This is a genomic window from Salipiger aestuarii, assembly GCF_003259905.1.
Lineage (GTDB): Bacteria > Pseudomonadota > Alphaproteobacteria > Rhodobacterales > Rhodobacteraceae > Salipiger > Salipiger aestuarii.
The window spans coordinates 26,404-38,198 of the sequence record NZ_QLMG01000042.1 but is presented as its reverse complement, the minus strand read 5'-3'; the positions used below and the strand labels follow the sequence as shown (position 1 = coordinate 38,198).

Annotated in this window: 17 protein-coding genes and 1 tRNA gene; 10 read left to right on the top strand and 8 right to left on the bottom strand. The window is 65.6% G+C overall.

What is annotated here, in order from left to right; all coding sequences use genetic code 11:
• Nucleotides 1-694 (top strand): IS5 family transposase (locus ATI53_RS17825; RefSeq protein WP_249033406.1); only part of this gene is annotated, 694 nt, incomplete at its 5' end.
• Between the two features lie 355 nt (nucleotides 695-1,049).
• On the opposite strand, the gene ATI53_RS17820 is transcribed toward ATI53_RS17825, so the two are convergent.
• Entirely contained in the window at nucleotides 1,050-1,766 is a 717-nt protein-coding gene (locus tag ATI53_RS17820) for a response regulator (RefSeq protein WP_034451404.1), read from the bottom strand.
• A 132-nt stretch (nucleotides 1,767-1,898) separates the two neighbouring features.
• On the opposite strand from ATI53_RS17820, the gene mce reads away from it, so the two are divergent.
• Nucleotides 1,899-2,303, top strand: coding sequence for a methylmalonyl-CoA epimerase (gene mce / locus ATI53_RS17815; RefSeq protein WP_009502695.1), 405 nt, complete (start codon nucleotides 1,899-1,901; stop codon nucleotides 2,301-2,303).
• The gene (locus ATI53_RS17810) at nucleotides 2,303-2,590 is read left to right on the top strand and encodes a DUF1467 family protein (protein WP_009502694.1); all 288 of its coding nucleotides are present in this window, start codon (nucleotides 2,303-2,305) and stop codon (nucleotides 2,588-2,590) included. The genes mce and ATI53_RS17810 overlap by 1 nt, the downstream gene beginning before the upstream one ends.
• A gap of 3 nt (nucleotides 2,591-2,593) precedes the next feature.
• Here the strand turns inward: ATI53_RS17810 and ATI53_RS17805 are convergent, their stop codons facing one another.
• Both ATI53_RS17805 and ATI53_RS17800 read right to left on the bottom strand, forming a co-directional pair.
• On the bottom strand, nucleotides 2,594-3,295 hold the full coding sequence (locus ATI53_RS17805) for an EI24 domain-containing protein (RefSeq protein WP_009502693.1): 702 nt from the start codon (nucleotides 3,293-3,295) through the stop codon (nucleotides 2,594-2,596).
• Complete coding sequence (locus tag ATI53_RS17800; protein WP_111551013.1) at nucleotides 3,292-3,870, bottom strand: nitroreductase family protein; 579 nt, start codon at nucleotides 3,868-3,870, stop codon at nucleotides 3,292-3,294. Before ATI53_RS17800 ends, ATI53_RS17805 begins: the two co-directional genes overlap by 4 nt.
• 120 nt (nucleotides 3,871-3,990) lie before the next feature.
• On the opposite strand from ATI53_RS17800, the gene ATI53_RS17795 reads away from it, so the two are divergent.
• The gene (locus tag ATI53_RS17795) at nucleotides 3,991-4,251 is read left to right on the top strand and encodes a DUF167 domain-containing protein (protein ID WP_111551012.1); all 261 of its coding nucleotides are present in this window, start codon (nucleotides 3,991-3,993) and stop codon (nucleotides 4,249-4,251) included.
• A 3-nt stretch (nucleotides 4,252-4,254) separates the two neighbouring features.
• Here ATI53_RS17795 and ATI53_RS17790 read toward each other — a convergent pair whose 3' ends face one another.
• Nucleotides 4,255-4,491: a DUF8831 family protein gene (locus ATI53_RS17790; protein ID WP_009502690.1), complete on the bottom strand. Its 237-nt coding sequence runs from the start codon at nucleotides 4,489-4,491 to the stop codon at nucleotides 4,255-4,257.
• Nucleotides 4,492-4,624: 133 nt separating this feature from the next.
• Here ATI53_RS17790 and ATI53_RS17785 point away from each other — a divergent pair, with 133 nt between their 5' ends.
• The 4 genes from ATI53_RS17785 to ATI53_RS17770 all read left to right on the top strand — a co-directional run bounded on the left by ATI53_RS17785 (nucleotide 4,625) and on the right by ATI53_RS17770 (nucleotide 6,350).
• Complete coding sequence (locus ATI53_RS17785; protein WP_009502689.1) at nucleotides 4,625-5,350, top strand: M48 family metallopeptidase; 726 nt, start codon at nucleotides 4,625-4,627, stop codon at nucleotides 5,348-5,350.
• Between the two features lie 135 nt (nucleotides 5,351-5,485).
• Nucleotides 5,486-5,743 (top strand): DUF6455 family protein, encoded by a 258-nt coding sequence (locus ATI53_RS17780; protein ID WP_009502688.1) that lies wholly within the window; start codon nucleotides 5,486-5,488, stop codon nucleotides 5,741-5,743.
• 18 nt (nucleotides 5,744-5,761) lie between these two features.
• Entirely contained in the window at nucleotides 5,762-6,082 is a 321-nt protein-coding gene (locus tag ATI53_RS17775) for a DUF6455 family protein (protein ID WP_009502687.1), read from the top strand.
• Between the two features lie 4 nt (nucleotides 6,083-6,086).
• Nucleotides 6,087-6,350 carry a DUF6455 family protein gene (locus tag ATI53_RS17770; protein WP_009502686.1) on the top strand — a complete coding sequence of 88 codons (264 nt, stop codon included), beginning with the start codon at nucleotides 6,087-6,089 and terminating at the stop codon, nucleotides 6,348-6,350.
• A 68-nt stretch (nucleotides 6,351-6,418) separates the two neighbouring features.
• On the opposite strand, the gene ATI53_RS17765 is transcribed toward ATI53_RS17770, so the two are convergent.
• Nucleotides 6,419-7,402: a complex I NDUFA9 subunit family protein gene (locus ATI53_RS17765; RefSeq protein WP_009502685.1), complete on the bottom strand. Its 984-nt coding sequence runs from the start codon at nucleotides 7,400-7,402 to the stop codon at nucleotides 6,419-6,421.
• 147 nt (nucleotides 7,403-7,549) lie between these two features.
• On the opposite strand from ATI53_RS17765, the gene ATI53_RS17760 reads away from it, so the two are divergent.
• A tRNA-Leu gene (locus ATI53_RS17760) sits at nucleotides 7,550-7,635 on the top strand.
• A 146-nt stretch (nucleotides 7,636-7,781) separates the two neighbouring features.
• Entirely contained in the window at nucleotides 7,782-8,141 is a 360-nt protein-coding gene (locus ATI53_RS23030) for a helix-turn-helix domain-containing protein (RefSeq protein ID WP_009502684.1), read from the top strand.
• On the opposite strand, the gene ATI53_RS17750 is transcribed toward ATI53_RS23030, so the two are convergent.
• From ATI53_RS17750 to ATI53_RS17735, 3 genes are all read right to left on the bottom strand, one after another.
• A complete protein-coding gene (locus tag ATI53_RS17750) occupies nucleotides 8,109-8,390 on the bottom strand; it encodes a hypothetical protein (protein ID WP_009502683.1) in 282 nt (93 codons plus the stop codon). The genes ATI53_RS23030 and ATI53_RS17750 overlap by 33 nt on opposite strands.
• Nucleotides 8,391-8,984: 594 nt before the next feature.
• A complete protein-coding gene (locus tag ATI53_RS17740) occupies nucleotides 8,985-10,367 on the bottom strand; it encodes a sensor histidine kinase (protein WP_009502681.1) in 1,383 nt (460 codons plus the stop codon).
• Nucleotides 10,368-10,384: 17 nt separating this feature from the next.
• The gene (locus ATI53_RS17735; protein WP_111551009.1) at nucleotides 10,385-11,788 is read right to left on the bottom strand and encodes a dihydrolipoyl dehydrogenase family protein; all 1,404 of its coding nucleotides are present in this window, start codon (nucleotides 11,786-11,788) and stop codon (nucleotides 10,385-10,387) included.
• Nucleotides 11,789-11,795: the final 7 nt, after the last annotated feature.

Here is an 11,795-nt window from a genome sequence, read left to right as displayed (position 1 = left end):
TTTCAGCGCGCTGTGCCGCCGCCAGAAAACACTGAATGTCAGCCTGCCATATCGCGGCGGAACCGGCCCGCTCAACCTTCTCATCGATAGCACCGGTAGCAAGGCCGAGGGGGAAGGCGCGTCGAACGCCCGCAAGCACGGCGGTCTCAGGCGGCGTGTCTGGCGCAAGAGACACATCCATTGCCCGGCAGGCGAATGGTACATTCGCCGAGAAGGGGATCGACGACGAAACACTGGAGGTTCGGGCCGTGGAGATCACGACCAGAAATGTCGGCGATGCACCCATGCTGCCGGAACTGCCGAGCCAAATACCACCCGTCAGGATATCAGAGCGGTCACGGCCGATGGGGCCTGTGACACGCGCAAGTGCCGGGACGCGATCACCGCACGTAACGCCCATACCGTCATTCCGCTGCGCAAGAACGCCAAACCCTGCAAGCCCACAAGTGCCGACGCAGTCGCCCGCAACGAAGCGGTCAATGCGTCGCGATCCCTGGGAAAGGCTCTCCGGCGACGGCTGGCCGGCTACCACCACCGGAGCCGCGTCGAGAGCAAGATGAACTGCATCAAGCTGTTGGGTCAATCCGTCATGGCCCGGGACTTTGATCGGCAGGTTGCGGAAATCCAAATCCGCATCGCCGTGCGCAACCGCTACACCGCGCTTGGCATACCTGTCACCGAGGCCGTAGGATAAGCCCGACCGGGGAAAGGGGAAGTCCGCCCTTCAACCGATTTGTGCAACAAAGCCATCACGTCAGGACCGATCTGGCCCGTTCCAATTCGATCTATATCGGCCGCGACATGAACCACGAGCGCACGCAGCTTTCGCTCACTGCGGCGGCAAGACACCAATCGGGCCCGCCACGGCATCCACCGGCGCAACCATCTGTCGGGCCTGGGCCTCCGGCGAACAAGACCGGCATGTGCGACCGATCAGGCCCTGTGCGTAGGCCAGCAGTCTGCAACGGCGTCGACCCTGAGCGGGGCATGTGCGGACGGAACGCGGGTGCGCCAATCTTTTGGGGCGCGGCCGGTCTGATGACCGGCGGCTAGATCGCCACGCGCTGCGCGAGGCGATCCTGAACCAGCCTTGCGATATGGGCGATGTCAGGCTTGGTCGGCCGCCCCTCGACCCGCGCGCCCGCCAGCCCTTCGGCGGCAGTGACCAGCGCATGATCGCCCGCACTGAACGCCACGCCACGCAGGAAGGACGTCACATAGTCAAGCGTCCGCGCGTCGCTGTCACCGCCCAGCACATCCGCCGCATGTGCCATGTCGTCACGATAGGCCAGCGGATCGGGATGCACGGGATCGTCCGACACCATCCGCACGCCGCGCGGCTGCCGTTCGGGTGGCAGTTTTGAAATAATCATCGTCTGAAAGGCCATCACGCTGTCGACCGGCTTGGCCAGGAAACCGTCGGCGCCCGCCGCCAGCGCCACGTCTTCGGCAAACGAATCTCCGCTGGTGCCCAGAATCACCGAGATCCGGGGCATCGTGTCCGCCAGGTCCGCGATCAGGTCGGCCCCCGACCCATCGGGCAGGCCAAGGTCGATCACCGCCACCGTGGGCCGATAGACATGCAGATGCCGCCGCGCCGATTGCAGGCAATCCGCCCGCCGGATTCGCGCACCGCTGCGCAGGCACAACAGGCGCATCGCATCGCAGGCGTAGCGGCTGTCTTCCACCACGAGTACGGTCATGCCCAGCAGCGGCCGGGTGGCTGTGGGGCGGGGGATTGAAGTCAGGCCATCCGAGTCGGTCATCACGTCCTCCATCAAGGGTCGTTCATAGTCTTCGCGAATTGTTCCTAATGCGCGGTTAATGACGCACCCATCTTGTGAGCCTTCGCGCCATGCGCGATAACGCGAGCGTCATCTCAAGGAGGAAAGAGAGCCATGATCGGTCGCCTGAACCATGTTGCCATCGCCGTTCCCGACCTGAACGCGGCGGCAGCCCAGTACCGCGACGCGCTTGGTGCGTCCGTCGGCGCCCCGCAGGACGAACCCGACCACGGCGTCACGGTGGTGTTCATCGAATTGCCGAACACCAAGATCGAACTGCTTTACCCGCTGGGCGACGACTCTCCGATCCAGGCGTTTCTGAACAAGAACCCGTCGGGGGGCATGCACCACGTCTGCTACGAGGTCGACGACATCATCGCCGCCCGTGACCATCTGAAAAGCCAGGGCGCGCGCGTTCTCGGCACCGGCGAGCCCAGGATCGGCGCCCATGGCAAGCCCGTCCTGTTCCTGCATCCCAAGGATTTCCAGGGCACGCTTGTCGAGCTGGAACAGGTCTGATGGACCCGGTTTCAGGCCTCGTTCTGTTTGCGGTGATCTGGTTCATGACCTTTCTCTGCGTCATCCCGTTTCGGCTGGAAACCCAAGGCGATCGCGGCGAGGTCGTGCAGGGCACCCATTCCAGCAGTCCCGAGGTGCACAACCTGCGCCGCAAGGCGCTGATCACCACCGCCATCGCCGCGCTGATCTGGGCCATCGCGGCATGGGTGATCCTGTCGGGGATCGTCACGGTGCGCGATCTGGACGGCTGGATGTTCAACCGCATGACGCCGCGCCCCGAACTGTAGGCGTCAGCGCCGCGCGGCGCGCGCTTCGAGCCGGTGAAACAGGTGGGTGAAGGTCGCCGCCCCCAGAATCGGAACGAACAGGTTCAGCAGCGGCACGGTCAGCGGCACCGCCATCAAAACACCCGCGATCCAGATCGCCGGCAAATAGCGCCTGCGCAGTCGCGCCGCACGCTCGCGCCCCACCCGGCGGATCGCCGCGAGGGTGAAATATTCGCGTCCCAACAGGAACCCGTTCAGCCCCCAGAAGATGAACGGCGCCAGCGGCGGCAGCATCAGGTACAGCACCAGCGCCACGATATTGGCGACGATCAGCACCCCCAGAAAGCCCAGCGAATCCCGAATGTTTTCCATCAGACCGGGATCGTTCGCCGCAGGCAGCGCGGGGAAATGCCGGTCCTCGACCGCCTGCGCCACGTCATCCAGAAACAACCCCGTCACCGCCGAGGCAACGGGCACCATCAGAAACACCGACAACAACAACATCAGCGGGATCGCGCCCCAGCTGATCGCATCGTCGACCCAGGTCACCGTGCCGATCCAGGGCAGGGTCACGTCATCGCCGATGAACCAGCCGATCCCCTGTACGAACAGCAGATAGATCGCGACGAAAATGCCCACCGTGATGCTCAGCCCCTTGAGCAGGACCGAACGGAAACGCGGGTCTCCGATCTGGGCGATGGCGGCCAGAACCGCGCCGGGGATCATGCGTCGACCCAGGTCACGATGGCCTCCAGATCCGGGCGCGGACGGTCCGGCGGGGCCGAGGTTTCGGTGCCGATATGCACAAAACCCGCGATGCGTTCATTTGGGGCAAGGCCAAAAGAATGCTCGACAAAATCGCGATCTTCGGCAACCCAGCCAGTCAGCCAGTTGGCGCCCCAGCCGCTGGCAAGCGCCGCGTTCAACAGCGCGAGGCACGCGGCCCCGGCGGAATACGTCTGTTCGAGCGCCGGCACCTTGGGGCTGTCCTTGGGCGATTCGATCACGGCAACGCATAACGGGCTGTCGGCGAATTGCTTGCGCCCCTTTGCGGCGACATCGCTCGCCAGACCCAGCGCCGCGCCGCGCGCGTCTGCGGCATCAGCCAGCCGGTTCAGCGCGGCGCCCTGCACAACGACAAAGCGCCACGGTTCCAGCTTGCCATGGTCCGGTGTGCGCGCCGCCGCCGTCAGGATCGGCAACAGGGCTGCGCGATCCGGCGCCGGGGCGGTCAGCGTCTTGACCGGGCGCGACCGCCGGCTCAGCAGAAACGCCATCGCGGCAGGGTTTGGATCGGGCATGCGCATCTCCTTGGAAATCTCTGCCCCTATGTCAGACTTCGGGACACGGGTTTCAACCTCCTGCGTTGTCCGCCGCCGCGCGCCCTGCTAGCCCAGCCCCTGCCCGAACCGGAGCCCCCCATGGCCAGCCCGCCCCTTGCACACCTTGCCCAGCCCGGCGTCACGCTTGCGCTACGGGTTACACCGAAAGCGTCGCGCAACGCGATCCGCGCCGAAGACGACGGCACGCTCAGGGTCTTTGTCACCGCGGTTCCCGAAGACGGCAAGGCCAATGCGGCGGTGCATAAACTGCTGGCCCGGGCGCTTGGCGTGCCGAAATCGCGGCTGACGCTGGTGCGTGGCGCCACCTCCCGCGACAAGCTGTTCCGAATCGCGCCGTAACGCTCAACCGTCTTTGCTCCGCACATAGACGCCTTCGGGCAGCGACAGGGCCGCGGCAAGATCGTGCATCTGTGTCATCGACAGGGTGATTCGATGCACCTGATCGGTGCGCGGATCGTATTGCTCGACGGTGATGCATTCCTCGAATCCCGAGACGATGACGTCTTCCTGCAAGGGCGCTTTGCCCTCGTCGACAAGGGTGACAACCGTGGCGTCAAATTCGTGCTCGATGCTGAACATGGCCCCAGCCTAACCGGATGGTCCGCCCCTGCCTATCCCCGAAATCCACCCGTGCCGCGCGGCGCATCTGGCGCCGGCGGACGCGGGCGCCTATGCTCCGGGCTCCGACTCCTCGAACAAGGCCCCGCCTGCCATGCGCCGCATTCTGCCGCTGATCTTTCTACTGCTCGCCGCCTGCGAGGCGATTCCGGTCGCCACCATGCCGGACAATCCCGCATCGGCCAATCCCGTTTCGGTCGGCCCCGCCCGCGCGCGCGCCGAGCAGGCGACCCGCCAGTTCATCGCCGTCGCCAGCACCGTCGAACCGATGGCCGAGGATCAGTGCCGCCGCACCACCACCGGGCTGAATTGCGACTTTCTCATCGTCATCGACGACCGCCCGGCGTCCGAACCGAACGCCTTTCAGACGCTGGACGCTCAGGGCCGGCCGATTCTCGCGTTCAACCTTGCGATGATCGCGTCGGTCGAGAACGCCGACGAACTGGCCTTTGTCATGAGCCATGAATCGGCGCATCACATCCTGGGGCACCTTGCCCGCGTCGAAGAAGACGCCGCCGTCGGCGCGATCATCTTTTCGGGGCTGGCCGCCATGTCCGGCGCGGACGCCGCGGCGGTGCGTTCGGCCGAGGAATTCGGTGCCTCGGTCGGGGCGCGCACCTTTTCCAAGGAATACGAGCTTCAGGCCGACCAACTGGGCACGATCATTGCGTTACAGGCCGGGTACGACCCACTGAAGGGCGCGGCCTTTTTCGCCCGTATCCCCGACCCCGGCGACCGTTTTCTCGGCTCGCACCCGCCCAACGCCGCGCGGGTCGAGATCGTAAGACGCACCGTGCAGGCCTACACCACCACCAACTGACGGTCGCCGCGCAGCGCCAAAACCCTCTGCCGCCTGACGCGACGGCGGGGCATTGACATGCATCAAAGGCAAGTCAGGGCTGTGCTGCTAGGCATGGCGCATGATCATTCCATACCCAGCAGGGAGAATGAAGACATGCCCGACCCCACCCAATTCGCCCGCCACGCCACGCTTGTCGATCACATGGCACGCGCCCTTGGCGTCGATCTGGACGAACAGATCCTGCGCGGCAACCTCAGCCTGTCGCAGGTCGAAGACGCCGTGCTCAGCTGCACCAATTGCACCCAGCCCTGTGCCTGCGAAAGCTGGCTTGCGTCGCAGCACGAAACCGCCCCCGAGGCGCCCGGATACTGCCGGAACGTCGCGCTGTTCGACGCATTGCGCGACATCTGACCCAAAGCGTCCCAACCGATGGGAGAAACCAGAACCGTGCCCGATCGCCGCCCCAAACAAACGCCGCGCCGCCCCAGACCTCTGGGGGATCGCACCGATCACTACTGGCGCGTCCTGCGCATGGCGCGGGCGAACGGCACAGATCTGGTCGCCGCCCTGGATCAGGGGCATCTGACATCGGATGACTGGGCCGGGATGGTACAGCGCTGCCGGGGTTGCGCCTGGGCGGATGGATGCCGGCGCTGGCTGGACGATCCCGAACAGGCGCTGCGCGACACGCCGCATGATTGCGTCAACCGCGCGCATTTCGCAAGTCTGCGGAACCGGCTGCAAGAGTAGCGATATGGCACATGATCTTCGAGATTCCGCCCGGCATTTCTGGATGACCCGCAGCGTCGCGCGAGTCATGGGACTCAACCTGTCGAACGAAATGCGCCGAGGCAGGCTGGAACCTGATGGCTACGCACGGATGGTCGCCTCTTGTCAGGGATGCGCCCTGGTCGAGGCCTGCCAAAGCTGGCTTGGCGATCAGACCGATGTGTCGGCAGCCCCCCCGCCGGGTTGCCGCATCGGCGCCCAGCTCGGGCGCCTGAAACGCCTGCACTGATCATCGGCGGGCGGCCGTTCGTCCTTGTCCGCGACGGCAAGCCCCTCACCCGCGTTTGTCGCCAGGCGTCAGTCAGCCCGCATATGCCGGGCGGATTCCTTGATAAGGTCATATTGACCCGAAGGGCGAAAGCGCCACAGGTAATCCGGCAGTACCGCCTCGGACGAGGTCGGTGTGATCCCGAGATCGGCAAACCCCCTCGCCCCCTGCGACACCACATTGTCGGATTTCAGGCTTGCGACCTGATCGCTTGTGATCGGCGCCGGAAACAGCCCACCTGTCAGCCCGGCGAGGGTTTCGAACCCCTTGCCCATCACCCACGCGATCCCGAACGGGATGTTCACGATCCAGCGGCGGCGGCGAATCACCGTCAGCATCTGCTCAATGAACGCCCGGAAGGTGCCGACATCCGGGCCACCCAGTTCGTAAATGCCCGCAGCGGCCTTGCCCGTCGCGCCCAGAACGGCGGCATGGGCCACGTCATCCACATACACCGGTTGAAATTTCGTGTCCGCCCCGACCAACGGCAGCACCGGCCCCATGCGCGACATGCCGGCGAAGCGGTTGAAAAAGCTGTCCTCGGGGCCGAAAATCACCGAAGGCCGCAGGATCACAGCATCGGGCATGTGGTTCAGCACGGCCTGCTCGCCCTGCGCCTTGCTGCGCGCGTAGTCACTGGCGCTGTCCGCGTCGGCGCCGATGGCCGAAATCTGTACCATGCGCGCAACGCCTTCGGCAGCCGCAAGCCGGGCGACCCGCTCGGCCCCCTGATGCTGGATCGCCTCAAAGCTGTTCTTGCCCTTGGCATCGAACGTGCCGACGCAGTTCACCACCGCATCCGCGCCCTGCATCACCGCCCGCACCGAAGCGTCGTCGCGGATGTTGCACTGCACCGGCTCGACCTGACCGACGGCCCCGTAGCTCTTGACGAAAAGAGCTTCGTTCGGACGCCGGACCGCAACGCGAACGCGCCAGCCAAGCTTGGCCATACGCCGCGCGATATGGCGTCCGACAAAGCCGGACCCCCCGTAGATCGTGACGAGTTTGCTCATCTTGCTGGCTCCTATCGTGCGGGTCTTGCGCCCTGAATACAGCCCCCCGAGAGGCACGACAAGGTCGCGCCGCGAAACTGCGAAAACAATTCGAAAAGTCCGTTGACAGTCCCTGCTGCCAACATTAAACGCCCCTTCACCACCTGTGCCCAGGTGGCGGAATGGTAGACGCGCTGGCTTCAGGTGCCAGTGGCCGCAAGGCCGTGGAGGTTCGAGTCCTCTCCTGGGCACCAATACCTACACCCACATGCACCGAAATGCGCAAGAATGGCTGGAAACAGTCGGGTAATCTGGCCGCGTGCGCCTAATGGCCTCCTCAAATGGATAAGATCCGTCGCCCTGCTTCCCCGCAAATTACGCATCTGGGAAATCGCGTGGAATGGCGGCGAAAACCAGGATCGGGAAGGGCTGGCAAGCGCAGGTGGCGCGGCGCGGCGTGCCCAAATCCAAGGTGTTCCCATCAAGGCGAGAGGCACAGGAGTCCCCTTATGTCAGCGAAATTGTCCGCTGCGCGACTTTTCCTCTGTGTCTCGGGTGGGCGGGACAGGACAATGACGTGGAATATTCACCGGAACGCAAATCTGCGATGCTGAAGCGGACGCTGCCGCCCAACAGCATGGCCATTCGGCAGTTGTCGCAGGAGGAAGGCATTTCCGAGGCGGCGCGGCACCAGTGGCGGGCTGAGGCGCGCAGCAAGGGGCAGCTGCTACCCGATGCTGACGCTGGCCCGGAGGGCTGAACCTCGCGTGACAGGTTCGCGGCGGTGCTGCAGACGGCGGCACTGAGCGAGGCCGATCTCGCCGGTGTCGTTGATGCAGAGGAAGCAGACCCCGTCGCCCCCGATCCAGGCCGGATTGTCCGTGGCGCCGGTCAGGGTCATGTCGGAGGGGATCTCCGCTTCGCCCGCAGGGGGCGGATCTCCGTCCGGCGTCACCCCCCGATTCGAGACGAAGAGCGCGCCGTCCGCATGGAAATAGGCCAGCGCCACGCCGTTGCCCTCGAACCACCCCGGGTATCAAGGAAGTCTTGCGCGCCCGCCGTCGCGTACGCCGGCTCCCGTCCAAGCCGGGGGCGGATCTTTTCTGCGCGCCGCGTCAGGCGATCAGACGCATCCTTGCTGCGATGGGTAGGCAAGCCCGTGGCAGCTGCAAGCGGCGAACCCCGCCCCGCCGTAAAGAAGCGCCGCACGACGACCGCCCCCCGCGCCGGGCATTGAAACCGATACCGCTCGGCGCCAAGATGACAGGGCGTGGCGTCCAGTTGCTCCGGGATATGGTCCGAATGATCGCCATGCGTTCTGGTCCGATAGATCAGGCGCAGCCGGTCAGTGCCGATGCGGATTACGCCGACCTCTTCACCGGCGCAATTCCATCGCCAGCCGACGGCGCGTCCCCCCGTCAGAAGGCCCGTGTCTCGACCCGGTGGAAACGTGGTCGGGCTGTCAAGGAGAACGCGCGGTGACCCTGACGCTGGACGGCAGCATCGACCGGCGGACAGGCGAACGCACCTCTGCTCCGGTGATCGGGATCGTTCAAGGCAAGGCGACGGTGTCAGAGGCACGCCGGTCGTTCGCCCCGCCGCCCTACCCCATATCGCCCATGGGCAGGCGGATCTCGAAACACGACCCCGCCTCGCTGCTGCGCGCCAGACGCAGCGTGCCGCCGTGGTTGCGTACAAGCTCGGCCACGATGGCAAGCCCCAGGCCAGCACCGCCCTTGCGCGCGCCGCCCTGAAACGGTTTGAACAGGTGTTCGCGGGCCTTGGGGGGAAGGCCGGGGCCGGTGTCGGTGACCTCGATCACCCACGCCTCGTCGTCTTCGCGCGCGGCGACGTTTATCTCGCCCGATTGACCCGACCCCAGGATCGCCTGACGTGCGTTGCGCACCAGGTTGCCGATCACGCGGTAAAGCTGCTCGGGGTCGCCGCGGATCTGAAGCGAGGCGGGGATGTCTTCGGACAGGCTCAGGTCGTGCTCGCCGATGGCAAGGCGTTCGGCCTCGACCACCTCGGAGACCAGCTCGGCAAGATTGAACTGTGTCAGCACCGGCGCCGGTTCCTCGGCCTTGCCGAAGGCCAGCGTGGTTTCGCACAGCGACACGGCGCGGGTGATCGACCCGACCAGCTTGGGCGCCAGCCGCTTGACCGCCGGGTCCTCGGACGTCTCGATACGGTCGGTGAACAGCTGCGCCGAGGTCAGGATGTTGCGCAGATCGTGGCTGACCCGCGCCACGGCACCGCCCAACTGGGCCAGCCGTTCCTTTTGCCGCAACGAGGCGGAAAGCTGGGTTTCGAGAGATTTCAGCGCCTCTTCGGCCTCGCGCAATTCGCGGACGCGGGACCGGGGCTTGATGATGCGACGCGCGTCTTCCGGGGCCTCTGCGTAGATTTGCATCTGCGCCACGACGCCCTTGATCGGTTTGACCAGCAGACGGCGCACCGCAAGGAACAGCAAGACCGCCGTAATCACCGAAATCACCGCCGACAGGATCAGGATACGCAGCGCGTATTCGATCATCGCATGGCGCAGCGGCGCGCTTTGCATGGTGACTTCGATCAGATCTCCGGCCTGGCGCGAGGGGTGGCCGATGACACGGATCAACCGTGGCTCGGCATCCACCAGTCGCACCATCGCGTCCCGCATCAGGATCAGCGCGCTGGCGTCGCGCAGATCGTAGGTTGCCGCCACGGGACCGGGGATGGGGGATGACAGGATCAGTTCGCGTGTCAAATTGCGTTGCAGCGCCACGTTGTAGACCTCGGCGTTGGCCAGCAGCTCTGCCTCGATGTCCGGGTCGATCGTGTCGACCGACAGCAGCGCCAGCGACGCGATCTGCGCGCGTTCCAGCCGATCCGTCAGGTAATCCTCACGGAAGCGCGCCATCGAGGGCAGAAAGATCAGCACCTCGGCCAGCATCACGAACACCGCCGTGAGCACCAGAAATCGGCCAGAGAGCGAATTGAGCATATGGGTCCTGCTGTCCCCTAGGGCAGCCAGCGCTGCACCAGTCCTGTAACTTTTTTCACTGTTTCGTTTTCAAACAGACGAGGAGTGAAATAAGTTCCCGCAAGGCGTTTGTTAAGCTCCCCCACGGTCGGATAGGGCATGACCGCCCCCGCCAAGGCACCAAGCTTCAGCCCGGCGGACAACGCCAGCGCCCATGTGCCGATCAATTCGCCCGCCTGCGCACCGGCGATGGACACGCCGACGGGGCGCCCCCTGACGACCATCAGCTTGAGCAGGCCCTGCGTGGCGCGCTGAGCGACGGCGCGGTCATTGTGATCGTGGGGCAGGCGATACACCTCCAGCCTGTCGCCATGTTTTGCAAGGGCCTCGGCCTCGGTCAGGCCGACCTGAGCCAGTTCTGGCGCGGTATAGGTGGCGCGGGGCAGGATCTGCGGACGGGCCTTTGCCGGCAGCGCGAAAAGGGCGCTGCGCACCACGAGACCGGCGTGATAGCCCGCAACGTGGGTAAAACCGCCCCCCGCGATGTCGCCGATCGCGTAGATGCGGCGATTTGTCGTACGCAGGCCGCCGTCCACCTGCACGCCGTACGGGGAGGTTTCGACCCCGGCAACGTCAAGCCCCAGCCCGTCGGTGTTGGGTTTTCGACCGGCGGCCACCAGCAGATGCGATCCGTGCAGGGTTTCGTCGCCGGCCTGCACCTGGATGCCGGGGCGTACCGCGCCGACCGTGGTGTTTTCCAGGATGCGCACCCCTTCGGCATGCAGGCGCTCCAGCACGATCGCCGCCATTTCGGGGTCTTCGCGGCCCAGTGCCCGCCCCGCCTCGATCACCGTGACGGCGCTGCCGAGCCGCCGGTGGGCCTGCGCCATTTCAAGGCCGATCGGCCCGCCCCCGATGACCAGCAGGTGTTCGGGGCGTTGCCGCAGCGACCAAAGGGATTCGTTGGTCAGGTAAGGCACATCCGCCAGCCCCGGAATCGGCGGAACCATCGGCGACGACCCTGTGGCCACCACAAAGCGGCGCGCGGCGATACGCGTGCCCCCGGCGTCGATCTCGCGGGGCGAGACAAAGCGGGCGTGGGCGCGGATCACATTGATTCCGAAACCTTCGAACCGCTGCTGGCTGTCCATCGGCGCGATGCGCGCGATGGTCTCGGCGACATGGTCCATCACGGCGGCGTAGTCGACGCGTGGCACCTCGGGCGCGATGCCGAACGGCGCGCCCTGTGTCATCTCATGGGCCCGGTGCGCCGCCGCAATCAGCGCTTTCGAGGGCACGCAGCCGTGGTTGAGGCAGTCGCCCCCCATCTCGCCCTTTTCCACCAGCACCACGCTGGCGCCCATCTGCGCCGCCCCTGCCGCGACGGACAGCCCCGCAGACCCCGCGCCGATGACGCAGAGGTCGGTCTTGAGTGTTTGCATGCTCCGG